The organism is Alcanivorax sediminis, assembly GCF_009601165.1.
Classification (GTDB): domain Bacteria; phylum Pseudomonadota; class Gammaproteobacteria; order Pseudomonadales; family Alcanivoracaceae; genus Alcanivorax; species Alcanivorax sediminis.
The window spans coordinates 3,125,140-3,149,718 of the sequence record NZ_WIRE01000001.1; the positions used below are offsets into that span (position 1 = coordinate 3,125,140).

Here is a 24,579-nt window from a genome sequence, read left to right on the forward strand (position 1 = left end):
TCAGGAGTACAGCAACGAACCCACGCCCATCTTCACCACGTTGCCACCAATACGGCAGCGCAACGCCTTGCCCGAACGCTTGTCGAATTCCGCTCGCAGCAGACTCTTGCGGGTATCCAGGCTACCGCGATCGATAGAGAAGGTGTGGGTACCGTCGGCAGTGTCCTTCTGTTCTGCCAGGTAGGCAATGAACTCGGGCATCACGTTGCCGATTGGGGGATACACATCCCTAGGCAAATCCGGGTTCAGGATACGGCCATGAAAATCCGACTCGCCGGTGATGGTACCGGGAGCGAACAGAAAGAGTTCAGTGGTATAAACATGCCCACCCAACGCATCCCAATACCCGGTATTCAGACTCGCTGTCAGCACGTGCTCGGGTTTGGTGAAAGGAACAATCAACGTGGGCTTGTCCACGCAAACCACCATGGGGCTGTATTTGCTGAAGGAGATATGCTTCTCGTCAGTATTCAGCGCCGCGGCCAGTTTGCTGACTTCCGGGGTGTAATGGTCAATAGTCGGGTGAAGTTCACGGGCAAACTGTATGGCGCCGGGGCCATCTTCCGTCTTGTCCACAAAGCTTTCGATCAGCTGATCGTTCTGCTTGAGCAGAAACGAAGCAAAGGCACCCTCGTCCTTGGTCAACCCCATTTCATGGGCAACGAAAGAAGCAGCGAGGATGGTATGGGCGCCAAACAGTTGCTGCCCCCGGCCATTAAACACAGACACCGGAGCGGCACTGTTTCCGGGTTCAATAAATACCGTTTCGGTTTGCTGGAATTCACTGGCAATGGCCGTCTTGGCATGCGCATCAATAGCCGAGCCATCAAGAGTCACAACGGGTATCTGGGTACCCTGAAATGGCGCACCAGCAAACACATCCAGCAAGGCATAATCGAGTGCCATAACATCCATCCTCATTATTGTTTTCCCTCCTTCGACTATGCCCGAAGAGAGGATTATTGCAATGGATGGAAGAACGCTGGACGCCAGAGGTCAAACGCCTGACGAGATTATGTGTGCCCGTTTGCCTGTGCAGGCAAGGTTTCCGCAGGGGTTGTAGTGTCTGGTTTCGGGCGTGTTGCGTCCAGCATTGTTACGGCATCGGAGCCGTGATGCCCCCAATCAAAAACGGCATCAGACGGCGGGTGATATCAGCTTCGGTGACTTCCATGTTGAAATCATTGCGGCTGATTTCTTTCAGTGACTCCATACCAGACAGAGTAAAAATGGCCGCACCGAGACCGAACTGCACACGCCAGAATAATTCACGCGGTGGCATGTTTGGCAGAGCACGTTGCATATGCTCCTGCAGTCGACTGAACACGTCACCGTACTGCTTGTGCAAATACTCTCGTAAATGCCCCACTGGCTGGCTGTAGGCCTGGCCGGAAAGGCGGAAGAAAATAGCAGCGCGCTGTGGGTCTTCAGGGTGCGTTCCCAGCGCCAGCCGTGAGATCAGGGAAAGCAGTTTCTCCGGCGTATCTGGGGTGCCGGTCTCCTCCATCTCCGCCAGCTTGGCATCCAGCGCCTGGGAGAATGGCGAGAGAAAGCGTTCGAACACCGCCTGAATCAAGGCTTCCTTGGATCCGAAGTGATAATTCACAGCCGCCAGATTGACCCCGGCCCTGCTGGTAATGGCCCGCAGGCTTGTCTCGGCAAACCCCTTCTGGGCAAACAGCACCTCCGCTGTATCCAGAATCCGGTCCACTGTTCCTGGCTGTGCCATTTTCCTTGCCCCTAGCGTTCAAAACATACGTTTCAAACATACGTTTGGAGCCACATTCGGTCAAGTAGGTTCCGGGTTGTCACAGGAGAAATACGAGGGCCGGCACCGCCGGCACCTCATCAGGCTTCAGAAGTAATACACCATTTCTGCCTGCACAAAGTCCGAGCGACTGATCGGGCCCAGGCCGGGGTTGGTATTCACGTTTCTGAGGATATCGCGGTACAGCGCAGAGGGGCTTCGCGGATCTGCCGCATCCGTGTAGAAGCGGGCTTCCAGCGAAGCCTTGAGGTTGTTGCCGAAACGACGGCTGGATTCCAGGCTGATGGCTTTCTCTTCTTCTTCGGTATCGTAGATGATGCCGGCCAGGATCTCGGTGGAGGCCACATCGTTGAAGGTGAAGCGGGTGCCCAGCAGCACATCGCTGGCCAGTGGTGAGGCCAGGCTGTCGTCGCGGTCTTCCCAGATGTATTCCACAATCCAGCCCAGATCGGCGGCACTGCCGAACAGGCCCACCTGGGTGTATTCAAAGCCCCCGTCCAGCGCATTGAAACGTTCCCCTTGCCCGGAGCGGCTGATGCCCTCCAGTTTCCACAGCCAGCCATTCTGCAAGTATTGCAGCTCCAGGCCAGTCTGGTCGATGACGTTGTAGAGCGGGGTAAATTCCGGATCGGCGTTTGCCGGCAGCTGGCCGGTGGCCAGCAATGCCTGCAGCTCTGCCAATGTCAGGCTCTGCGGAATCAGCAGCGGGTCCCGGCTGGTACCGGAGAAGTGCGACAGCGCCAGTTCGATACCATTATCAAAGTACTGCTGGAAGCGGATGGCAAAATCCACACGCCCGTCCTCTTTTGAGGATTCGTACAGGGCGTCATCAGACACCGGCAACGGCGTGCGCGGCCGGCCCTCTTCACCGGCAAAGGTGCGCTCCCGGAAACCCGGCAGCACGAACAGGTCCACGATCCCCCAGTCCCGCACCAACGACAGGTTGATCATGGGCTGGCCGAGCTTTTCCTCGCCATCCACCTGATCCACCTGGTCGGTCTGGTTGATGATATCCACCAGATGCCGGCCTTCGGTCACCCCCCAGAACACCTTGCGAATGCCCACCCGCGACTCCCAGCCATTGCCCACATGAATCCAGGATAGTTCGCGAATATCCCAATGGGTACGCTCGCTGTCATGCTCATCGACTCGAGCGTAGGGAATGAAAGTGAACAGGTCATCCCGGTCATTCCATTCATGGAGCAACTCGGGTTTCAGGTAGGCGGAACCATTGCTGGAATAATCGGCTTCCGCATATGGGGAGTCCTGGGTGAAATACCGCCCTTCCAGCGCCACTTCGCCACGGAATTCCCAGCCCAACGTGACCAGCGGCATCGCCAGCAGCGATGCCGTCACAAGTATTTTTTTCATGTTTTATCGGGCGCGCTTGAGACTGTTCTGATTGAAGTCGTCTTCCGTCAGACCGGTATCGTACTGGTAGTTACTCCAGAACAGGTTGGTGGCCTTGCCGGTCTGGTGGTTCACCATGGACATCCTGGCGGGCTGCCAGAAATTGTCCTTGTATTGGCTGAAGTCGCTGGACTCGAGGGTCTTGAGCAGGCTGCCACGACGATCGTAGTACTCCACTTTCCAGGTGCGGTATTCGTCCTTGTCCAGCCAGACCACCATCTTGGTATAGCCGGAATGCTCATCAGTGGGATACCGCTCCATCACATGGCAAGTCAGTTCGCCACAGGCCTCCTCACGCAGGTACTTATACGTGTACTTTTCCACTTCCTGGCCACGCATGTCTTCAAAACTGAACTCACTGCCCATGAAGGGGCCGGACTTGTTGCGTGAGGCGATGGTTTTCACTCGACGCAGGGCTGGCAGGTACAGCCACTGATCGTCGTCTTTGGTCTTGTAGCTGAACGTGAGCATGGCAGTGCCACGGACATCACGGGGGGTATCGAAAATGGTCAGGCTCTTGTCGCCTTCCAGCTCCCCTTTCCCTTCCAGCGTCTTAACACGTAGCTCCCGTTCTGCCTGATCGCCACGCTTGGTGATCAGCACCATCTTCATGTCGGCCTGAAAATCCCCAAAGCCATCACCACGGGCATCCGCTGCACGAGCGATTTCCAGCCCCTTCTCTTCTGGCGTCTGAGCAATGCCAGGGAGGGGGATGGACAGGGCCAGAGCCAGGCCGGCAGTCAGCAAACGAGATGTCATGGTTGTCCTCATTGTTCAGTGGGGAATCTTTGTTATTCAGACGGCAGGAGCAACACCGTGTTTACCATGATACCCGCCCCGCCGAAAACAGCGATGCCAATGAGGCCAAAATGTGCACTGCGGTGTCAACTAATGTCACCGGATTCGCATGAAATTCAGGCCGAACCTTCGCCATCCTTGCCAAAGTAGCCGTGTTTGAGAAAAGTCAGCACCTGCTCGATAACCGCCCGCTTGCGCATGATGAACACATGACTGGCAGGGACCACCAGGTGGTCACGCATTTCTTTGAGTCGCGTGCTCGGCAAGGAAACCTTGCCGTCATCATTGCCGGGAATCATCCATGATAACCAGGGGTCCACTGTGCGGGATCCGGCAATGACGCCAATTTCTGCCGATACCGGTTTCAGGTTGGCCGCGATGCCTTCCGGCCCCGTACCCAGCTGCTGCCCTGCCGGGCCAGTGAGTTTCTGGAACAACCACCAGTCCTGCATGCGATCCACCACTTCGCTTCCATGGTTGGGGGGCGCGAGCATGACCACTCGGCCAAGCTCCGGGATAGTTTCATGCTGCAGATAACTGCGTACAAGAATTCCCCCCATGGAGTGGGTCACAAAATGCACCTGCTCTACGGTCTGGGCTCGACACCAGCCAAGCGCACGGCTGATTTCTTCGTGGGCAAGCGCTTCTACCGGTGCGGAAGTAGACGGGTAATCCTGGTTGTAGACCAGGTAGCCCGCCTCCGTCAGGGTGTCTTCGATGCGCGACATGGCCCACGCAGAGCGACGCAGCCCATGGAGCACGACCACACAATCCGACTGCCCGCCGGTGAGCGCAGGCAGCATCTCTGCCTTGGCAGGTTGCATGCTTAACAGCATCCATCCCGACAGGACTAACAACAGTGCAGACATCCAGCGGTAGGGGTGGGTCATGGGGGCTCCGGCATGGGAAACGTTGCCGGACACCAGAGGGAATCGGCCCGACGCCACCAGAATTCAGGGTATCGGGTCTATTTTCAAGGCTGGGGATACCTAGCGGTAGTCAAGCGGAGCTGACTTGCCGGTTACCACTCTTCCAGATACCCCACGCAATGCTCGACGAGTTCACCAACACGGGTCGATGTCTGCGCCAGACGTTCCAGATCGCCCTCGGCCAATGGCGCATAGCGGTCTTCGGCCATCAAGTTCAGGGCATTGGCTTCACTGGGCGGCGTGGGGCGACGGGCCAGGCCTGACGCCCCAAGAGCCGTCTGCATTTCGCTGTCCAGCCAGGCCACCAGATCACCGCGATCCTGCCGTGCCTGGGCCAGCACCGAGACTTCCGGCGCCTCAACACCCGCCGCCTCGAACGCCTGCTCCAGTGCCGCCAGGCTAAACAGGGTATCTGCCCCTGCCACCTGATAGGTCTTGGCCGATTGCCGGATCATGCCCACCAGCGCGGAGTAAAGATGAAATACCACCGCACCGCGCAGGGCCAACCGAATGGTCGGGCTGGCTTCGCGTTGATCGTGGGTCAACTGGCGCAGCATGGCATTGGCAAAATAGATCCGCTCACGCAGACCGCTAACGGTGTTTTCACGAACCATTCGGGACATAACATAATCCTGGCAAGAAGCTGCAAGCTACACGCCCCAAGCAGCAAGGCGCGGGAGAGGCTATCGCGAAGAAGAGGCAGTGCCCGCGCTCTTGTGTCATCGCAGCACGGAGCAGTGCCCTCAGGACAAGAGACGCGAGCCTCGTGTTGTAGCTTGTAGCTAGTGTCTTTACTTCTTGGCTGCCGCTTTCTTCTTGGCAGCTGGCTTCTTCGCGGCGGCTTTTTTCTTGGCGGGCGCTTTTTTCTTTGCCTGCTCCTCAACCCACTTGCCATCACGATAGAAAGCAGACCAGCCGGTGGCCTTGCCGTCCACTTCGCTCATCACGTACTGCTCTTTCGACTTGCGGCTGTAACGCAGTACGCCCGGATTGCCATCCGGATCTTTTGCCGGTGCCTCGGCCAGATACTTGTGCTTGGGATCCAGCTGTTCGGCCACGCTCTGAATTTCTTCAATCAGCGGAGGTCGGGTTTCCCGGTTCTTCGGGAACTTGCTGGCCGCCATGAACAGGCCGGAGGCGCCGTCTCGCAACAGGTAATGATCGTCTTCGTGTTTCTCACACTTGAGGTGCGGCATGGGAATCGGATCGGCACGCGGCGGAGCCGGTTCACCGCTTTTCAATAGCTTGCGGGTATTGCCACAGGATTCGTTAGTGCACTTGAAGAACTTGCCGAAACGACCGGTACGCAGCTGCATCTCATGATTGCACTTCTCACAATCCAGGGTCGGACCGTCATAACCCTTGATGCGGAACTCGCCCTGCTCGATCACATAGCCATCACAATCCGGGTTATTACCGCAGATGTGCAACTTGCGCTTTTCGTCAATCAGATAGTTTTCCATGGCGGTGCCACACTTCTGGCAACGCTTCTTTTTGCGGAGTTCATTGATTTCCGCTTCTTCATCGTCCGCCTTCACATCCACCGCCTCTTCGCCAGGCAGCAAATTCAGGGTGGCGGTACAACGTTCCTTGGGTGGCAGGCTGTAGCCTGAGCAGCCCAGGAAAACCCCGGTGGAGCCGGTGCGGATCTGCATTGGACGGCCACAGGTGGGGCACTGGATGTCGGTATCGGTAGGCAGGTTGGCACGCATGCCACCAATGGCCTGCTTGCCTGAACCTTCGCCCTGTGCCGCTTCCAGTTTGCCGACAAAATCCTTGTAGAACTCGTCCAGCACATCTTTCCAGTCACGGTGGCCCTCGGCGATTTCGTCCAGGGTTTCTTCCATGCTGGCGGTGAAGCCGTAGTCCATCAGGTTGGGGAAATTCTCGACCAGACGGTCGGTGACGATGTCCCCCATTTTTTCGGCATAGAAACGACGGTTGTCCTGGCGCACATAGCCACGATCCTGAATGGTGGAAATAATCGCCGCATAGGTGGAAGGGCGGCCGATGCCACGCTTTTCCAGTTCTTTCACCAAGCTGGCTTCGGTGAATCGCGCCGGCGGCTTGGTGAAGTGCTGTTCGGCATCCACTTGGTCGATGGTGAGGATGTCGCCTTCCTTCACATCGGGCAGCAGGGTGTCTTCCTGGCCCTTGCGGGAAGCCGGTGGCTGAATACGGGTCCAGCCATCGAATTTCATGATGCGACCTTTGGCCTTCAGCTCGTAGTCATTACCGGTGGCGGTCAGGGTGCTGCTCAGGTATTCCGCAGGGGGCATCTGACAGGCGATGAACTGGCGACGGATCAGCTCATACAGCCGCTGGGCGTCACGCTCCATGTCCTTGAGATGCTCGGAACGACGATTCACGTCGGATGGACGAATCGCTTCGTGCGCTTCCTGAGCCCCTTCCTTGCTGGAGTAGGACAGCGGCTTCTCGGGCAGGTACTTGTCGCCCAGATTCTCGCCAATCCACTCGCGACAGGCAGCCACTGCATCGGTGCTGAGATTGGTGGAGTCGGTACGCATGTAGGTGATGTGACCCGCTTCATAGAGCCGCTGGGCCATCATCATGGTTTTCTTCACGCCAAACCCCAGACGGGTGCTGGCTGCCTGCTGCAAGGTAGACGTAATAAAAGGCGCAGACGGACGGGATTTGGTGGGGCGCTGCTCAAGCTGGGTAATGGTCAGCTTGCCTGCCGCTTCCAGTGCCGCACGGTGAGCATGGGCATCATCGCCGTTGTCCGGGCGGAATGCCTGGCCCCGGTGCTTGGCGACCTGCAGACGCAGAGCTTCACCCTCTGCGCTGTGAGTGTCGCTATACATCTCCCAGTATTCTTCCGGGATGAAGGCACGGATTTCGCGCTCGCGCTCCACCACCAGCTCCACCGCCACGGATTGCACCCGGCCCGCAGACAAGCCACGGGCAATCTTTTCCCACAGCAGCGGGGAAATCATGAAGCCCACCACCCGGTCAAGGAAACGGCGGGCCTGCTGGGCTTCGACACGGTGCAAATCCAGCTTGCCCGGTTCTTCGAATGCGGCCTGGATCGCCTTCTTGGTAATTTCGTTGAACACTACCCGGTCGAAACGGGTGTCATCACCACCGATCACTTCCCGCAGGTGCCAGGCAATGGCCTCCCCTTCGCGGTCCAAATCGGTTGCGAGATAGATGCGGTCAGCTTTTTCTGCGAGACGCTTGAGCTCATCAACCACCTTGTCCTTGCCTGGCAGGACCTCGTAATGCGCTTGCCAGCCTTTATCCGGATCCACGCCCATGCGATTGATCAGCTGGGCCTTGGCCTTCTTCTTTTTATAGGCTTCGCGCTCTTCCTTCGGCAAGGAGCGAGTGTAAGCGGCTTCCTTGGCGCGCTCCTGAGGGGTGCTTTTTTTGGAGCCACCACTGACCGGCAGATCACGCACATGGCCGACACTGGACTTCACAATGAAGTCGTCGCCCAGATAGCGGTTGATGGTCTTTGCCTTGGCAGGCGACTCCACAATGACTAGCGATTTTCCCATTCTCAGGTACTCAACATCCGATCTAAGGCTTGCGATGGGCGCTATTTAGACAGCGCCAGTATGGCCGGGTCAAGCAGGATCTACCCCGACGTTCCTTTTTTAGTACTAGACCAGAGAAGGCACCAAGAGCAAGTCAGGGCACAGATGGGGCGCTTTCGGCGCCTGCCATGAAGTCGCCGCACCCCGCATGAAACATGGCGTTGATCCCGATCAGAGAATCATGAGTCTGTTCTCTGGCAAGCCGTTAAAAGGACGCTATACTCGGGGGAAAAGCCGCTCATGGAGAAGATCGTGCCCACCCCCTATCGCAAGATTCTGGTCGCCATTGATGGTAGTGATGAGTCCGCACAGGTACTTTCGCGCGCCGCCGGTGTGCTTTCCGGCAACGAAGGCGAGCTTCACCTGATCCACGTGATTGAGCCGCTGGCGCTGGCCTACGGGGCTGACGTCCCCATGGATGTCACCGACCTGCAAACCGGCCTGATGGACCAGGCAAAGGCCATGGCAGCACGGTATGCTGCACAGTACGGAATCGCCGACGCCAACATCCATGTTGAACTGGGCTCCATCGAAAAGACCATTCTCGACATGGCTGACAAGCTCGGCGCTGACTTGATTGCCGTCGGCAGTCACACGCGCAGTGGCCTGGCGCTACTGCTGGGCTCCACCGCCCGCGGCCTGGTACCCGGCGCCCATTGTGATGTGCTGGCAGTGAAGGTCGATCAGAAAAGCAATTAATAGTTAACAGTGAATAGTGAACAGTTGCGCGAGCAACGGTTTCTGGTTTTAAAACGTATGAGGCCGCGTCCAACCCTTGGGCGCGGCCTCATTGCTTTCATCAAATCAAAAACCAGGATCGCGTCGCTGTTCACTATTCACTGTTAACTGTTCACTAGGTGAGTTGCAGCGCCCCCGTATTCCCCTGCCCTTCCTCGTTCCAGCGACACAGCAATTCAGCCAGCCCCTGGGCCTGTTCTCGCAGGGCATCCAGCTCTTCCTGGCTGCCTTTTTCACCATGGAATACCGGCAGCTTGCGCATGGACTGCACCAGTTCATGATCTGGATCTGCCATCCGTTTCACTTCCAGAGTCCAACGGATGTGGTGGACGATCATATGATAAAAGGCAAGGCGGGTAGACAGGGTGTAAGGGCTGTCATCTTCACTGAAATCATTGAAATCGAGGCTGGCAATCACCGCCTCGCGGGAATTTTCTGAAACGCGGATATCGGCACTGCGCGGCGTGCCGAGCAACATCGACAGCGTGCCAAACACTTCACCGGGAGAGACGTAATACAACGGCGGGTGGGAAGGAGAGTCTCCCAGTACTTCAAGCTGCCCCCGCAGCAGGAAGTAAAGAGTGGAATCCACATCACCTGCGCGAATCACATCATCGCCTGACCCGGCCAGCCATAGCCGGGTATTGCTTTCCAGCAGGTCAAACTGCTCGGCATCATCTCGAGAAATTTCATTAAAAAAGGGTACGCCGGACAGAAGCTGACGCACTCGTTGCTGGCCGTAATCATTATTATTGGCCTTTTCCATCTGTTACCCCACAAACGCTGATGGACTGAAAACCACAATGCTATTCGCCATCGCAGTGAAGAACAATGTCCCACAGAACCGAATTCACAGTTTCATCCGGGAATGGCACTTTTGGAGCTATCCGCCTCCCGAAACAGGCCGCAGGAACTGCGCCATTGACCTTATGGACAGGTGGACAAATAACACTGTTCATATTATCAGTATCCATGCTAGGATCGAAATCGATGAGCGACTGTGGTCAATGACTTACAGCCGACAACGGAAATAACGCACCCGTACAGGCGTCATTTCCCTGTGACCATACGGAGAAGGTTATGAGCAGCAAACTCACTGATCGTCAGCAGCAGGTACTGGATTGTATTCGCGAATGCATCGCAGATACCGGAATGGCGCCTACCCGGGCCGAAATCGCCGATATCATGGGCTTCCAGTCAAAGAATGCCGCCTCTGATCACCTCCGGGCGCTGGAGCGTAAAGGGTATATCCGCCTGCACAGTGACCGCTCTCGCGGTATCCAGCTGCTGGACAACGCCTATTGGTCAGAAGAAGAGCTGCCCATTGTCGGTAAAGTGGCCGCCGGTGTACCCATCGAAGCTATCGAGAACGTGGAGCGTACCGTTCCGGTCCCCCAGGGCCTGTTCAAACAACGCCCCACGTACCTGCTCAAGGTCCAGGGTGACAGTATGGTGGATGCCGGCATCTTCGATGGCGATCTGATCGCCGTGCGCAAGTCCAATGTGGCCCGTAGCGGTGAGATTGTTGTGGCCAGAATTGACGAAGAAGTCACGGTCAAGACGTTAAAACTGAACAAGTCCAGTGCTACCCTGCTTCCTGCGAATGAGGCTTACGAGCCCATCAAGGTGCCAGCCGACCAGCTGGTAATTGAAGGTATTTTTGTGGGGTTGATCCGTGATCCGAATTCTTACTAGCTTGTTCATTCTGGTTATGAGTAGCAGTGTCATGTCAGACGAAAACAATTTGCTCGCACCCTGCCCGAACTCACCCAACTGTGTATCCAGCCTGAGCGGCAGCAAGGATCACTGGGTGGCTCCGCTCGAGGTGTCAGATAACCGCGAGTCCAGTCTCCAGCGCGTGCAATCCGTGCTGGACTCCCTGCCACGGGTGGAATACGACGTGGTTGGGCAATCTCGTATCCAGGCCCGCTTCAAGAGCCTGGTGATGCGCTTTACTGATGATGTGACTTTCTATGTCCGGGAAAATGGCGTGGTGGAAGTACGTTCCGCGTCACGGATCGGTTACTGGGATTTAGGTGCCAACCGCCGTCGGGTAGAATCCCTGCGCGTGAAACTGGCCGAGATTCAAACCAATGACCGAAGCGCACAGCTCGACCCTCCTTCCGCCCGCCCAGTGGGCTGATATTGGCGTCAACCTGACAGACAAGCAGTTCCGCGATGACCGCGATGCGGTCATCGATCGGGCCAGGCTAGCCGGTGTCAGCTGGCAGCTGATTACTGGCACGCATATCGACGAATCCCGCGAAGCCATCGCCCTGGCCGAGCAGCATGACGACCTGTTCGCCACTGCAGGACTCCACCCCCACAGTGCCCGATTCTATTCCCGGGATCTGGAAAAAGAACTCGCCGATATGCTGCGCCATCCTGCCGTACGTGCTGCGGGGGAAATGGGGCTGGATTTCAATCGGGACTTCTCTCCCCGACCGGACCAGGAAACCGCCTTTGAAGCGCAGCTCGCTCTGGCAGTTGAAGCGGGGTTGCCCGTGTTCCTTCATGAGCGCGACGCCCATGAACGTTTCCAACCAATCCTGAAAACCTTTAGGGATGATTTGGTCGGGGCCGTGGTTCACTGCTTTACTGGTTCAAAAACAGCACTGTTCGACTATCTGGACCTGGATTGTCACATTGGCATTACTGGCTGGGTTTGCGATGAGCGACGGGGCAAGGACCTGGCGGATCTGGTCCACAATATCCCGGACAGCCGCCTGCTCATCGAAACCGATGCACCCTATTTATTGCCCAGAGATCTTCCTGAAGCACCACCTAAAAAACGCCGCAATGAGCCATCCTTGCTACCCTGGATTGGACAGCGAATCGCCCAGCTTCGAGGCCAGGAAATCGAGGCGGTGGCAGCCATGACAAGCAATAACGCCAAAGCCCTGTTCGCGGATCGAAAAGCTGGATGACACTATCCAGTACCCTGAGCCTCATCACCCCACACCGTGGCTCCTTGGCTGGGCATGGAGAGCCAGAGTGGTGTCAATCTAAAGTGGCCGGATAGGGAACAGGTAGAAGTCAGAACCGCTTTTTTGTGTCAGCCAGCATCAAGCCCGGTCACTGCGCCAGTTAAATGACACTTTCAGGGGCGGTATGACTTCCCCTTCCGGCTGCCCCACCATTTCCGCATGGGCGGAATGATGAAGCAGAGTCGCCTTGGGGGTGGAAACATGGCTGAGCAGGTTGTTGGCATGTTCAGGGCCATTGAAGCGCTGGATCTTGCCATTCTGATCCACCACCCAGAACCACTCGCCATTGAGGCAGACTCGCACTGTGCACACTGACAGGCAGGCAGAGGTGATCTCGATTTCCTCTACCTGTTGCTTGGCTAGTTTGTTTGCTGTGATCGTTTTCATGCTACAAGGATTACGCCAGGATCGTGAATCCAGCGTCATGAAAAGACAATCCCCCCGGACATTGTCCTAACCCACATGGACTGTGCTATTGCTGTCCCGAGGAAAAGCAGTTTTACCCCAGATGCCACAGAGCACCTATAGGGAAACCTTTCTATTGCTGCCTGAACCCTGTCTTCTGGAATCCGGGCTCCGTTTCCAGGCTGGTGGTGATCGCCATGCGAGCATAGGCTCCTACGGCTACCGTTTGTGCATTGCCAAGGGCGCGATCTTAATCACGATCAGAAGCAGTCTTTGCGTCATATTTCAGCCTGAAATGCCTACGGATTTTTGCAGAAACGCCTGCACATCCAGCAGGCCGAATGGCCAGGCCAGTTCGTGCCCATCACGGGCCAACACCGGAATGCGCTCACCATATTGCGCAATCAGCTCATCATCCTCGGCCACATCCACTGACAGCAGCTCCACATTGGGATTGACCATCATCAGCAGGTCCTTTGCCTGCTCACATAGATGGCAACCGAGTGTGGTGTAAAGTACAACGGTCATGACGCCTCCACATGACGGATAGCGTAAAGCACGTGAACCTTGTCATTACGGCGGAAATCTTCCGGGATACTCCAGCGGGTCAGATCCTCCACGTCGTACCATTTAGTGATGGACTCATCGAGTTTGAAGCGACGGAAATTACAGGAGAAGTAGAGAACCCCACCTGGCTCCAGGCGACGCATGATCTTGCGAATCAGGTCCCCATGATGTTCCTCCACCACAAAGTCACTACGTGACTTGTTATTGGAGAACGTGGGCGGATCGCAAAACACCAGGTCGAATTGCTCCTTGCATTCATCCAGCCAACGCATGGTGTCGCCACGCTCAAGGCTGTGCTGATCTGTCGAGAAACCATTCAAGGCCAGGTTACTGGCCGCCCACTCCAGGTACTTCTTGGACGCATCCACAGTCACAGTTCGCTTGGCACCGGCCACCGCCGCATGTACGGTGGCGGATCCTGTGTAGGCAAACAGGTTCAGGAAGCGCTTGCCAGAAGCCTCTTCGGCAATCCGGAGACGAATCGGGCGATGGTCGAGGAACAAACCGGTATCGAGATAATCCTGCAGGTTTACCAGTAGCTGAGCCGGCCCCTCGCGCACAGGCCGGTAGTGCCCCTGCCCGTCCAGCTTCTGGTACTGCTGTTTGCCCTTCTGCCGCTCACGGGTACGCAGATGCACCTGCTCGCGGTGCACGCCCAACGCAGCACGCACCGCCGTCACCGCCAGATCGCGGCGCTCTCGAGCCTTTTCCGGATCGATGGTCTTCGGCGCCTTGAACTCCTGCACCAGTACTTGATCACCATAGATATCCACCGCCACATTGAATTCCGGTAAATCCCGGTCATAGAGGCGGTAGCACTGGATATCTTCCCGCTCCAGCCAGCGGCGCAGATGTTTGCCGTTTTTCTTGAGTCGATTCACCAGTGGCATGGCCGCTTCAGGCACATCAAAGGCGGCGCTGTCTGCCACCTGAACGATCTGCGACGGTTGAAGCTGGCGGGGGCTGTAAAGCCGAATAAAATTATTGAAGGGGCCATTCTTGAGGCGCCACTGGCTGTCCAGTTGCATGCCGGAACGGTCCATCACCTGTGCATCCGCCCCCAACAATACAATCTGCCAGTGTGGCGCCAGACGGGCCATGATACGACCGAGGCCCAGATGCAACCAGCCGGCTTGCTCCTGCTCATCAAGCCGTTCGCCCCAGGGCGGATTGGTCACCATGACGCCATCCTCCGCGACATCCCTCGCCCGCAGTGCACCCAACTCGCGACGTTCAAAATGAATGGCGCTACGCACACCAGCGCGCTCAGCATTCTGCTGGGCCAGCTGAATAGCCTTGAGATCGGCATCAAAGCCTTTCAGCGACAGCGCCGGTACCGGGCGGTCCGCACTGGCAGCCGCTTCCTCCATGGCCGCCTCCCAAAGCTGGCGGCGGCAGCCACGCCACTGCTGGAAGCCGTAGTGACGGCGCATCAGACCCGGGGCGCGGCCGGCAGCCATCCAGGCCGCTTCGATCAACAGGGTGCCCGAGCCGCAGAACGGATCCAGCATCGCGGCTGGACGCTCGGCCTTGTGCCAGCCCGCCGCCCACAGCATGGCCGCAGCCAGGGTTTCACGCAGAGGGGCGCGGCCACCGGCAAGACGATAGCCGCGACGATGCAGGGGATCCCCCGCCAGATCCAGCCACAGGTGAGCCTCATTCTGATCCAGACGCGCGCGGATACAGCAACTGCCACGCAGGTCCCGTGAGATGGTGAATTGTGGCGGAAGCGCCTGAATAAAGCGTTTCGCACTAATACGGTTGTCACCACGCACGCCGGCGGCATGCTCCACATTCACATGGATGGGCGCGTCGTTTCCGACCAGGGCAAGCCAGTCCTGGCTCGCCGCCAGTTTTTCCGGTGCGATATCCGGTGTCACCCCCAGTGTGGCCAGCGGTAACAGTACCCGCTCCGCCAGACGGGACCACAGACATACCTTCAGGGCATCAGCGGTTCCACCGGAGAATTCGACATGCGCTCTGCCCGTCTCCGTTACCGATATGCCCAGTGTGGCCAGTTCGTCTGCCAGCAGTGGCGCCAAACCGGGCATGCTGGTGGCAACAAATTCCATTATGTGTTCCTCGTAAGTGACTGTTTTGTGCAATCACAGAAATTAAATTTTTAACGTTTTCAGCGCGTTACACAAACCGTCATCTGGCTGTCCTTTATACGTCATATGCTTAAAGGATTGCCTCGATATTGCTACTTGGTATTCGACACTACTCTACCCGTTTTCCATACTGATTTTGTCGACCCCGGAAGTGAAGTCCATAACACAACGGGCCTGTTCGCATTGCCCGGGGTTATTTCTTTTTTGTACCGATGTATGTGAAAGGGAAAAGCGTCTATGAAGCGACAAAAACGAAACAGAGACGACCGCGCCTACAACCGTGGCTACAACGCTGGCCTCGATGGAAAATCCCGTGAAGACTGCCCCTTTGGCACGCTCCAGGCCAGAACCAACTGGATGGGTGGATGGCGTGAGGGCCGTACCAACCTCGCTCAAGGCATGCTGGGTGTCGCCAGCATTCAGAACCTGAAAAATATCGGTTAATTTATTCCAAGTTCACCAATGCGCCGACGCGCTCGCGCGCCGACCCACAGGGCCCCACCAGGGCCCTTTTTAATGGGCGCTACAGTGCAACGAGCGCTTCGTTCAACGAGTTGAATCTCCTGCAGCGGCTTATCAGGCTCACCATCCACCGAACTCAACGATCCGAAAGTCTTTTCAGCTCTTCGAAAACCCGGGAAATTGTCCGGGTTTCCCTATCCAATCAGGTGTCGCTCGTAGCCTGTACTCCCTACTTCCAGGCACGCGCAATCTTGCTGATCAGGCCCGGCCCCTGATAGATCAGGCCGCTGTAGATCTGAACCAGGTCGGCGCCCAGCTTTTTCTTGGCCAGGGCATCTTCCGCGCTGCTGATTCCGCCCACCCCAATGATCGGGATACGCCCATTGAGAGCCTTGCTCATGGTATCCAGTGCCTGGTTGGCGATCGGTGTCAGCGGAGCCCCGCTCAGCCCACCCTGCTCATCCCCATGGGGCAAGTCTTTGACACCTTCACGGGACAAGGTGGTATTGCCGACGCAAACACCATCAATCCCATGCTTTACAAAGGCTTCTGCCATGGCCTGAAGCTCTGCTTCACTATTATCCGGGGCAATCTTGATCACCAGCGGCACTTTGCGACGGTGCTGCTCATCCAGTCGATCCTGAGCTTCACGCAGGGTTGCCAGCAGGGAATTGAGAGCATCGCCATGTTGCAGCTCGCGCAGGCCTGGGGTGTTCGGGGAAGAGACGTTCACCACCAGGTAGGTCGCGTAGGCATGTACCTTCTGCTGACAGATCAGGTAATCGTCTACTGCATTCTCAACCGGAGTGTCCTTGTTCTTGCCAATGTTGATGCCCAGCACGCCTTCATACTTGCTGTGCTTCACGGCATTGACCAGGTAATCCACGCCCAGATTATTGAAGCCCATGCGATTGATAATGGCATCGGCCTTCGGCAACCGGAACAAGCGGGGTTTTGGGTTCCCGGGCTGTGGGCGCGGGGTGATCGTTCCGATCTCGATAAAGCCGAAGCCCAGATCCGCCAGCCCATCGATACAATCACCGTTCTTGTCCAGTCCTGCGGCCAGTCCTACCGCATTAGGGAATTCAATCCCCATCACCTTCACCGGCGCAGAGACCTGGCAGCCCGGCCATAGCTTGCCCGCACGCTTGCGCAGCATGGCCAGGGTCAAGTCATGGGACTGTTCAGCTGAAAGGGAGAACAACAAGGGTCGGGCAAGGGAATACAGCATGGAGGAATCCGCAACTGGTGAGCTGGCGCGCATTATAGCCAAGGGGGACGGCTACTTCGATGCTTTGTGTCGGACAGAGAGACGCGGCACGCTTCACGCAACAGCCTTCACGCAAAACCCGCTTTCTTTTACGCCGTAGGAGCGAAGCGCAGCGGAGTAACGCACGAAGTGCGGCCCGCAGCGATTAACCGGCCTGCTGTCGATTGCCCCACGACCGGGACAGGATCGCCTGCAGGCAGGCTCCTACGGTAGAAGGGTGCGATGTATTTATGGTTTTGCGTGCCGGGTGATGCGTGCAGCGGCCGCAGAGCGGCCCACAAAAAAAGCCCGGCTTTCACCGGGCTTGCACACACAACCAACGAAATCAGCGCGCCGGTTATTTCGCGACGCTGGCCGGCTTGAGCAGGAAACGCCCCAATGCCGGGAGTAACCAGAGGGCACCGATCATGTTCCACAGGAACATGAAGGTCAGGAGGATACCCATGTCTGCCTGGAACTTGATGGAGCTGAATACCCAGAAGATAACGCCCACGGCCAGGGTGATACCGGTGAAGGCCACCGCTTTACCCGTGGTCTTGAGGGTCTCCTTATAGGCTGACTCGAGATCCATGCCCTGTTTCAGGTACTCGGACAATTTGCTGTAAATATAGATGCCGTAGTCCACACCGATACCCACGCCAAGAGCGATCACCGGCAGGGTTGCCACCTTCACACCAATCCCCATCTGTGCCATCAACGCCTGGCAGAGAATGGAGGTCAGGCCCAGCGGAACGATGATACAGATCACCGCCCGGATGGAGCGGAAGGCAATCAGTACCAGAATGGACACCACGGCATAGACCAGGGCAAGCATCGGGTATTGGCTGGCTTCAATGGTCTGGTTGGTCGCCGCTTCTACACCGGCATTACCCGAAGCCAGTTTGAACTGAATGACGTCCGGGTTATTACGGGTTTCAGAGAAGTCCGCCACGGCCTTGGTCACACGATCCAGGGTTTCGGCCTTGTGATCGTCCAGGAACACATAAATCGGCGTCAGGGAACAGTCCAGGTTGTAGAGACTATCCGGCATGAAACTCATGACATTGTTAAGGGCAAACTGATCGCGGGAAATGGTGGCCCACTTCATGGAGCCTTCATTCATGTTGGTGGCGATCATTTTGGTGGCCGAGGCAATGGTGGCCACGTCCTGCACTCCGTCCACATTCTTGAGAGCCCACGCCATGTCATCCGCAGCCTGCATGGCCGGGTAGGTGTTACAGGCTTCTTGCGGAGTCTTGCCCATCACTACCAGAACATCCGCGCTCACGGAGTAGTTGGAGACCAGGAAGTTCACGTCATGGTTGTAGCGATACCGATCCTTCGGCTCATAACCACGGGGACACTCCATCTCTTCACAGGGGTCCGGCCACAGCTCAGGAGCGCCCTTGTCCAGGTCACCGATTTTCAGATCCTGGCTCAGGTAGATACCACCGGCGTAACCCACAATGGCCAGCAAAATGGAGGCTGCAGCCATACCCGGTCGTGTAAAGCGTGCGAACAGCCCCGCCAGAGGGTGATCCTTGGTATCGCCCGCCTGAATCTTGCGCACTGCTGCCGCACCCACCCCCAGGTAGGACAGCACCACAGGTACTACGATCAGGTTGGTGATGATGATCACGGCCACACCAATACTCGCCGCCATGGCCAGCTCTCGGATGACACCGATATCGATCATGTACAGGGTCAGGAAACCGATGGCGTCAGACACCAGAGCCACCATACCCGGCACGACCAGTGCCTGTAGCGTGGACTTGGAGGCATCCAGTGACGACAGGCCGGAAGAGACGTAGTTGGCCAGCGTATTAACGATCTGCACACCATGAGACACCGCAATGGCAAATACCAGGAACGGCACCAGCATGGAGTAAGGATCAATGGTGAAACCCAGCGTGCTGACAATACCCAGCTGCCAGATCACCGCCACAAAGGAGCAGATGGACACGGTCAGGGCACTGCGAATGCAGCGGGTATCAAGCAGCAGCAACACGGCAATCAGACCCAGGGTCAGGAAGAAGAACATCGCCACTTCCTGAGCTGCGGACATCACATCGCCGGCTTTCTTGGCCAGACCGACAATATGAACACGCACGTTGGGGTATTTTTCCTGATAGGTGTTGCGAATTTCCTCAAGGCTGGCCGACAGCGCAGGAATATCAACGCCATCTTCACCCAGAGCATCCAGAAGGTGAGCATGCACGACACTGGACTGGAAATTATCGGCCACCAGACGACCCACCTGGCCGGAGCGCAGGACATTGGTGCGCAGCTGATCCAGGCTTTGAGCCGAACCGTCATAGCCGGCAGGAATCACTTCGCCGCCCTGGAAACCCTGCTCGGTCACTTCGTTCCAGCGGACATTACTGGTCCACAGGGAACTGATCTTGCTGGGATCCACCCCATCCAAAGCAAACACCGCGTCGGTGATCTCTTTCAGGGCAGTCATGTAATCTTCGTTGAAGATATCATCACCCTGGGTTTCCGCCACAATCAGGCGAATATCGTTGCCCAGGTTGAGATCATTCTTGTGTTCAAAGTAGTTCTGGATATAGGGATGGCCGAGCGGGACCATCTTGCTGATATCCGTGTTCAGTTGAATCTTGGACGCCTGATAACCCAGCAGTGCAGTCAACGCTACAAAGAGGATCAGCACGACCTTGCGCGCGTTAAACAGCGCGCCGGCGATATTTTGAGAAATGCTACCTGACATGCTGAGCCCCTTTATTTCACGTCTTCAATCACACGCACACCACCCTGACCCGCGATCAGGATGCCACCCTTTTCACGGGGCAGAACGGCGGAGATGGATTCACGGTCCGGCAGGAATCGCAGAGAAAAGCTCTTGCCACCATCATGGCTGGTAAGAATGCCTCCGGCATTGGTGACCAATACAACGGTGCCGTCGGCAAGGACTGCGCCATCGTTAATACCACGGGTCAAGCCACTGGCCACTTGGCTCCAGCTGACACCACGGTTGCCCGTCAGCCAGATGTTGCCCTGCAAGCCATAGACAAGCGCTTTCGCATCAGAGAGTGTTGTGGCACCAAAAAAGGTACCACTGTAGGGGCTCTTCAGACGCTCCCAGTTGGCACCCTGATCCAGTGAGCGGAACATGGCACCTTTCTCACCCACCAGGTAACGGGTGGACGTGTTCGTGACAGAGGCCAGATCATAAAGATGCCAGCCATCACCATTTTTCAGGCTGTCGAGCTTCTTGCTCCAGGTTGCACCACCGTCAGTGGTTTCCAGATAGTAGCCGTAACCCCCTACCGCCACTGCACGTTCCCGGCTCTCACACTGCACATCCAACAAGGGCGCACCGGAGGTGTCTACCGGGCCAGATGAACCGCCTTCTTCGGCGTAGGGGTCATCGCCATACGGGTCATCCCCATAGGGATCATCGCTGTACTCATCGTCAGCATAGGGATCGCCGTAGATGTCATCCATGGACAGGTCGTCAACACTGCCCACATCACCCTCTGATGCTGCATCGACGCTACCGCCCCCACCCAGAGGGTCGCTGTACTGGACACTCCAGGTCTCACCACCATCAGTGGTTCCAAGCACCAGGGCATCGTGCCCCACTGCCCAGCCATGACGGGCATCGGCGAAGCACACACTGGTGAGCAGCACTTCCGTTGGTGAAGCCGCTACTTGCCAGTGCGCGCCTTCATCATCGGAGTAAAGAATTTTTCCGCGATCACCTACGGCAACAATACGACCACCTGCATCTGCCAGATCCAGATAGGTATTTGCCTTGACCAGCGGGGAATCACCAGCAACAAACTCTGCCTGCGCAGTTGCAGACAGCACGGCCGAAACGGCCAAAACAGTTATTTTATTCATTGTCCCATCTCTTCCCGAGGCTCTCTCAATGAGCCGAGTACAAAACGACCGGGAACCTCTCAGAACCCGGCCGTCTTGTTATGGCAGCCGTTCAAACGGCAAACCAGTCTTTCCCATCAACCTTGGCCGCGACGACGCAGGGCTGCCGGATGGAAATAACGATCGTCCGGTACCGGCTGGCTGTAGTCGAGGATGGAAGGCTCTTCGTTATCCAGGAACTGTACGTGGTAACGCTGGGCACGCAGATCATGGAACACATCCAGAGCAGTCCACTGGGTCGGCACTTCATAGTAGTTCTTGATGAAGGCCAGGCTGACACGCCACAGTTCACCACGACGGTCGTACTGGTCGATGGCGGCAATCTGCCAGGAGTCAGCATCGATGTAGAAGCGACGCTTCTGGTAGATGTGACGCTCACCGTCCTTCAGGTTGGCTTCCACCACCCACACACGATGCAGTTCCCAGCGCTGGTAATCAGCGTTCACGTGACCTTTCTGCAGCAGGGTCTCGTAGCTGACATCCGGGTTATCCATCTTGTAGTTGTTGTACGGGATGAACATTTCAACCGGCTTGGCATGCACCAGCTTCCAGTTGTACTTATCGGGCGCACCGTTATACATATCGGTGTCATCCGCAGTACGCAGGCCATCTGCAGCCGCAATCGGAGTATCGTAAGCCAGGTTCGGCGCACGACGTACACGGCGCTGACCGGCATTGTAGCCCCAGGCCTGACGCGGCATTTGCTTCTGATCCAGCATCTCATGAACCAGTACTGCACCACCCGCCAGACGCGCCGGCGCCTTGGTGAAGGACAGGTAATAGAAGATCACGTTGTCCAGAGTGTCGAAGCTGTACTTGGGATCGTAGTAGCGGAAATAGATTTCCTGCTGGGAAGTGATCAGTGAATAGGCACCGCTGCGCTGAACAGCCACTTCGGATGCACGACGGACCACATACAGACCCCGCCAGCGGAGAATATGGTTCCAGATCGCCTGGAGTGCCATTTCTTCGTTGCTACCGCTGAGGATCGGGAATGGAATACCACCAAAAGCCTGGTCTACACCGGTTTCACCCAGCTTGGCCTTGCTCGCGTTCTTCTTGGTGTTGTCGTAGACCCACTGCGGCGCAGAAGTGGAACGATGACTCGGGTACACATTCAGCTTGAAGGTATCCGGGTAGGTCTTGAGCATGGCTTGCACGCCAGCAGGTACCTTTTCTGCATACTGACCCAGGTTCTGGGCAGTGATGCTGAATACCGGCTTTTCGTTGGCGTACGGGTCAGGATGGTGCTGGCCAGGACGGGTGTAGGTCTTGGGGATATCCTTGCGCTGGATACCACCTGTCCAGTCCGGAATACCCAGCCCGGTGGAAGTGGCTTTGCCATTACCTTTAACCTCGGCACCAAATGGCGTCAGGCTTGAGCCCAACTTGGCAGCTTCGGAAGCGGGAACAGCCGCTTGCACAGTGGCCGCCACACTCAAGGACAGCGCCAGTGCGCTACCCATTGCGGTCAATTTCTTCAACATGATTAGCTCTCCGATAAACCGGGCCGCCCTGCGGCCCGGAAAAAAATTAGAAAGAGTACTTAACAGAAACCGAAGCGTTGTTTCGGTCGGCCAGTTTGTTGGAATAGTTGGCACCCCAGAAGGAGGTAGCAGACATGCCCACTTCCAGGTTGTTCAAGTACAGAAAATTCAGGCCCAAGGTCGCAGCTTTACGATCTTCCATAAAGTTGCCGCCAATGGGTGAGTTGCCGTTAACATCATGAGCAAAACGAACGCTCGGGCTCATGGAGATGCCGGCAAAAACGTTGCTGTAATCGGCCTTCACCACCGCACGGTAACCCCAGGACGTCGGGTCCATGTAGTACTTGTTCGGGTCATCCGGGCTCAGAATCTGGGCTTCGCTGTCCAGAATGGCGGCCGTGGAGTTGTATTCCAGGTCGGGATTTTCCAGACCTTCGATATGCTCCACACCCAGCTCAAGCAGCGCGATCAAACCATCAGCGCCAAAGGTCGGGCCGAAGTTGAAAATGCTCACCAATGAACCGTTGTAGCTTTCCACTTCGTCATAGAAGTAGTAGAGCTGGCCGTCCTGAACTTCACTATCGGAAGACAAGCAGCTGCCACCCATCTCGGCGCGGACACAGTGCCCAGTCAGATCACCCAACGTAACAGGAGCCGGGCTGAGCGCTGACTGGCCTGCCGCTCCCGCAAGTGCAGCAATCAGGTTGTCACCACCTTCGTTGATGATGGCACGCTTGGGACGGTAGGCGATCTCACCAGCCAGAGACATATTGCCAAGGCTGGTATTGAAGCTACCGCCAAACATGTCCTGATCTTCGGCATACGCCATCTGGTACTCAGCAGTATCGATGATCAGTGGGATTGCGCCCGCACCACCACCTTGAGCTGCCTGCACATTGTTGAGTCGCGCACCTACAACAGGAGTACGAGAATGAGTGCGGGTGTAGTACAGCGCAAACTCCGTCCCATTCAGGTTTTCCGCAAAGTAGCGATAGGCAAGACCGAACTGGCCGTTGTCATCTGCTTCGAGATCACGGATACGATCAACGGTGACCTGCGTAGCCTCATACTGATAGTCAGAATACGTAGCAGCGGTATAGGCAGCGAACGCATTTTCAAGGCCAGGTGCGCCTGCGCTCAACGCGATAACGCGACCGTCCAGAATCACGTTATCCGCCCCTTTGCCAGGGAAGGCATCATGGGTAGAGAAATAGGTACCGGTGGGCGCGTCCTCGGAGTTTTTCCACTCGAACTGGTAGAAACCTTCCAGAGTCGCGTTGTAGGTCAGGCCATAGGAGAAGTAAACGCTATCCAGTGGCAGCAAGGCTTCCTTGATTTCGGAGCCCGGCAGACGCAGTGCGTTAAGGTCAAAGTAGTTCGCCGTATTCACACCATTCTGCATGAACAGGGCTTCACCCCAGTTAATCACCTGCTGACCCAGGCGGACATTCAGTGGGCGCTCGAAAACATCGAAGTTGCCCCACACATATGCATCCAGCAGACGCGCACGCTCACCGGCATAACGCTCTGCGTCACTGGTAAAGTCGTCACCGGTGCCATTGTTCGCGTAGTCAGAGTAAGTAGCGTAGCGAGTAAATCCGTTGCCCGGCACAAAAGGAGCTGACGCATTCAAGATGCCGCCATCATGCCCGCCACCCATGATTTGCTGATCATAGAAAGCGGTTGCACGCAGGAACATGCCGTACGTGCCCTGCCAGTCCAGTGCCAGTTCAGGGGTGATCTTGTAAACCAGTGACGCCAGACCGGTGTCATAGTTGTTGTTGGCATCGTTCTTGTTGATCTGGGAGCCAAAACCCGCCTTGGTCATGTCTACCACATCACCGGTGGCCGCCAGCATGGAATCCTGGGACTCCGTACGGAACAGCGCACCCACAGACAAGGCCGTATCCAGACGGCCTTGCCAGTCCGGATTTTCAAATTCGAGTTGAACCGCTGAGGCAGGTGCAGAGAAAGCCCCGAGGGCTGTGACACTGGCGACAGCAAGCGCCAGCCTGGTTCTACGCAGGTGGTTATTGTTCATGTAGCTACTCCGAGTTGCCAAATGGCTTTATTGTTCTTGCTGCCGTGTCCCTACGCGAGGCTCAGATCCCATCTTTCCTACTGAAACACGCCACAGACAGCTAATACCTAATTCTTACACATTGAAACCTAAAATAAATCCCCCCTTACAGGCGATTTACGACC

21 protein-coding genes are annotated in these 24,579 nt (G+C 56.6%); 5 read left to right on the top strand and 16 right to left on the bottom strand.

Annotation, left to right across the window (positions count from 1 at the left end):
- The 7 genes from GFN93_RS14230 to topA all read right to left on the bottom strand — a co-directional run bounded on the left by GFN93_RS14230 (window position 1) and on the right by topA (window position 8,426).
- Window positions 1–906, bottom strand: coding sequence for a PhzF family phenazine biosynthesis protein (locus GFN93_RS14230; RefSeq protein ID WP_235901862.1), 906 nt, complete (start codon window positions 904–906; stop codon window positions 1–3).
- Between the two features lie 190 nt (window positions 907–1,096).
- Window positions 1,097–1,729 (bottom strand): TetR/AcrR family transcriptional regulator, encoded by a 633-nt coding sequence (locus GFN93_RS14235; protein ID WP_153501683.1) that lies wholly within the window; start codon window positions 1,727–1,729, stop codon window positions 1,097–1,099.
- Between the two features lie 126 nt (window positions 1,730–1,855).
- Window positions 1,856–3,139: a hypothetical protein gene (locus tag GFN93_RS14240; protein ID WP_153501684.1), complete on the bottom strand. Its 1,284-nt coding sequence runs from the start codon at window positions 3,137–3,139 to the stop codon at window positions 1,856–1,858.
- Between the two features lie 3 nt (window positions 3,140–3,142).
- Window positions 3,143–3,937 (bottom strand): outer membrane lipoprotein-sorting protein, encoded by a 795-nt coding sequence (locus GFN93_RS14245; RefSeq protein ID WP_153501685.1) that lies wholly within the window; start codon window positions 3,935–3,937, stop codon window positions 3,143–3,145.
- Between the two features lie 155 nt (window positions 3,938–4,092).
- On the bottom strand, window positions 4,093–4,866 hold the full coding sequence (locus tag GFN93_RS14250) for an alpha/beta fold hydrolase (RefSeq protein ID WP_235901864.1): 774 nt from the start codon (window positions 4,864–4,866) through the stop codon (window positions 4,093–4,095).
- Between the two features lie 131 nt (window positions 4,867–4,997).
- Window positions 4,998–5,528, bottom strand: coding sequence for a DUF6586 family protein (locus GFN93_RS14255; RefSeq protein WP_194285808.1), 531 nt, complete (start codon window positions 5,526–5,528; stop codon window positions 4,998–5,000).
- A 168-nt stretch (window positions 5,529–5,696) separates the two neighbouring features.
- Window positions 5,697–8,426 carry a type I DNA topoisomerase gene (gene topA / locus GFN93_RS14260; RefSeq protein WP_153501686.1) on the bottom strand — a complete coding sequence of 910 codons (2,730 nt, stop codon included), beginning with the start codon at window positions 8,424–8,426 and terminating at the stop codon, window positions 5,697–5,699.
- 279 nt (window positions 8,427–8,705) lie between these two features.
- On the opposite strand from topA, the gene GFN93_RS14265 reads away from it, so the two are divergent.
- Window positions 8,706–9,164, top strand: coding sequence for a universal stress protein (locus GFN93_RS14265; protein WP_153501687.1), 459 nt, complete (start codon window positions 8,706–8,708; stop codon window positions 9,162–9,164).
- Between the two features lie 154 nt (window positions 9,165–9,318).
- Here GFN93_RS14265 and GFN93_RS14270 read toward each other — a convergent pair whose 3' ends face one another.
- Complete coding sequence (locus GFN93_RS14270; protein WP_153501688.1) at window positions 9,319–9,969, bottom strand: cyclic nucleotide-binding domain-containing protein; 651 nt, start codon at window positions 9,967–9,969, stop codon at window positions 9,319–9,321.
- Between the two features lie 314 nt (window positions 9,970–10,283).
- Here GFN93_RS14270 and lexA point away from each other — a divergent pair, with 314 nt between their 5' ends.
- Genes lexA through GFN93_RS14285 form a run of 3 tightly spaced genes read left to right on the top strand, consistent with a single transcriptional unit; the run spans window position 10,284 to window position 12,130 of the window.
- Window positions 10,284–10,898: a transcriptional repressor LexA gene (lexA, locus tag GFN93_RS14275; protein WP_153501689.1), complete on the top strand. Its 615-nt coding sequence runs from the start codon at window positions 10,284–10,286 to the stop codon at window positions 10,896–10,898.
- A gap of 31 nt (window positions 10,899–10,929) precedes the next feature.
- Complete coding sequence (locus tag GFN93_RS14280; protein ID WP_153501690.1) at window positions 10,930–11,346, top strand: DUF1499 domain-containing protein; 417 nt, start codon at window positions 10,930–10,932, stop codon at window positions 11,344–11,346.
- On the top strand, window positions 11,297–12,130 hold the full coding sequence (locus GFN93_RS14285) for a TatD family hydrolase (RefSeq protein WP_153501691.1): 834 nt from the start codon (window positions 11,297–11,299) through the stop codon (window positions 12,128–12,130). Before GFN93_RS14280 ends, GFN93_RS14285 begins: the two co-directional genes overlap by 50 nt.
- A 138-nt stretch (window positions 12,131–12,268) precedes the next feature.
- Here the strand turns inward: GFN93_RS14285 and GFN93_RS14290 are convergent, their stop codons facing one another.
- The 3 genes from GFN93_RS14290 to rlmKL all read right to left on the bottom strand — a co-directional run bounded on the left by GFN93_RS14290 (window position 12,269) and on the right by rlmKL (window position 15,234).
- Window positions 12,269–12,577 carry a DUF6482 family protein gene (locus tag GFN93_RS14290; protein ID WP_153501692.1) on the bottom strand — a complete coding sequence of 103 codons (309 nt, stop codon included), beginning with the start codon at window positions 12,575–12,577 and terminating at the stop codon, window positions 12,269–12,271.
- Between the two features lie 303 nt (window positions 12,578–12,880).
- Window positions 12,881–13,123, bottom strand: coding sequence for a glutaredoxin family protein (locus tag GFN93_RS14295; protein ID WP_153501693.1), 243 nt, complete (start codon window positions 13,121–13,123; stop codon window positions 12,881–12,883).
- A complete protein-coding gene (gene rlmKL, locus GFN93_RS14300) occupies window positions 13,120–15,234 on the bottom strand; it encodes a bifunctional 23S rRNA (guanine(2069)-N(7))-methyltransferase RlmK/23S rRNA (guanine(2445)-N(2))-methyltransferase RlmL (protein ID WP_153501694.1) in 2,115 nt (704 codons plus the stop codon). The genes GFN93_RS14295 and rlmKL overlap by 4 nt, the downstream gene beginning before the upstream one ends.
- Before the next feature lie 276 nt (window positions 15,235–15,510).
- Here rlmKL and rmf point away from each other — a divergent pair, with 276 nt between their 5' ends.
- Window positions 15,511–15,717: a ribosome modulation factor gene (gene rmf, locus GFN93_RS14305; RefSeq protein WP_153501695.1), complete on the top strand. Its 207-nt coding sequence runs from the start codon at window positions 15,511–15,513 to the stop codon at window positions 15,715–15,717.
- A gap of 247 nt (window positions 15,718–15,964) precedes the next feature.
- Here the strand turns inward: rmf and GFN93_RS14310 are convergent, their stop codons facing one another.
- The 5 genes from GFN93_RS14310 to GFN93_RS14330 form a co-directional block, all read right to left on the bottom strand.
- Window positions 15,965–16,966 carry a quinone-dependent dihydroorotate dehydrogenase gene (locus tag GFN93_RS14310; RefSeq protein WP_153501696.1) on the bottom strand — a complete coding sequence of 334 codons (1,002 nt, stop codon included), beginning with the start codon at window positions 16,964–16,966 and terminating at the stop codon, window positions 15,965–15,967.
- A 376-nt stretch (window positions 16,967–17,342) separates the two neighbouring features.
- Complete coding sequence (locus tag GFN93_RS14315) at window positions 17,343–19,712, bottom strand: efflux RND transporter permease subunit (protein WP_153501697.1); 2,370 nt, start codon at window positions 19,710–19,712, stop codon at window positions 17,343–17,345.
- Window positions 19,713–19,723: 11 nt separating this feature from the next.
- A complete protein-coding gene (locus GFN93_RS14320) occupies window positions 19,724–20,848 on the bottom strand; it encodes a WD40/YVTN/BNR-like repeat-containing protein (protein ID WP_153501698.1) in 1,125 nt (374 codons plus the stop codon).
- Window positions 20,849–20,964: 116 nt separating this feature from the next.
- Window positions 20,965–22,374, bottom strand: coding sequence for a DUF1329 domain-containing protein (locus GFN93_RS14325; RefSeq protein ID WP_153501699.1), 1,410 nt, complete (start codon window positions 22,372–22,374; stop codon window positions 20,965–20,967).
- A gap of 46 nt (window positions 22,375–22,420) precedes the next feature.
- Complete coding sequence (locus tag GFN93_RS14330) at window positions 22,421–24,415, bottom strand: DUF1302 domain-containing protein (protein WP_153501700.1); 1,995 nt, start codon at window positions 24,413–24,415, stop codon at window positions 22,421–22,423.
- Between the last annotated feature and the right edge of the window lie 164 nt (window positions 24,416–24,579).